The 679-nt window shown below is 47.3% G+C and carries 1 protein-coding gene; it reads right to left on the bottom strand.

Annotated features, from left to right (window positions below; translation table 11 throughout):
- The coding region (locus H1R82_RS13765) for a phage tail family protein (protein WP_181733107.1) at nt 1-647 on the bottom strand (647 nt) is incomplete at its 3' end.
- Nucleotides 648-679: the final 32 nt, after the last annotated feature.

Raw genomic sequence — 679 nt, 5'->3', positions numbered from 1 at the left:
TAAACATGGTATCGGCCATCCGATTCCGGGCCGTCAATGTCCACATCCACGGCAAAGTTATTGGCGCTTCGTGGCGGGATGGAATGGAATTTATTAGCAGTCGAATCAATAGATGCGTAAAGATTCGTCCCGTTATCAAGTTTGACGGTCCGTTGTTTCATATTAACAATGAGCCGTCGATTCGCTGCAACCGTTGTGTTAACTTTGAGACGTTCAGAGCTTCCCTCAGCGGGTTCCCCGGGTCCCCCGGTTTGCCATATGGCCAGGTCCGGGTTTGAACATCGGCCGTCCACCATCACGATTGGGTAAGCGGCATAATCGCCATTGTTTTTATAATAAACGAAGTTTTGAGCACTTTTAGATTCTAGCAATCCGGTTTCATACCAAAACGGATCAAATGCCCTGAAGACCAACACCATTTTTTGATAATACCCAACTCCCTTGGTAGATGCCGTTTCTTCACCTTCTAATCCCTCTTTGTAGCGACAGTATAAACGTCGTTCGGTTCCGTTCGAGTACCGCGCATACAAAGCACCGTCCACATCGATTAGTTTTGTTGTGAGATTTCTTATTCTCTCCCTTAACTCTTCCGGGCTTTTGCCTTCTACTAAAATCCCAAGTTCGACGTCTCGCGGCTGGATGTCCATATATTGAAACATGCTCCCCGGCCGCATTGGAA

The organism is Thermoactinomyces intermedius, assembly GCF_013912365.1.
Classification (GTDB): Bacteria; Bacillota; Bacilli; order Thermoactinomycetales; family Thermoactinomycetaceae; genus Thermoactinomyces; species Thermoactinomyces intermedius.
The sequence above is the reverse complement of the archived record's forward strand: the minus strand, read 5'-3'. Positions and strand labels throughout refer to the sequence as shown.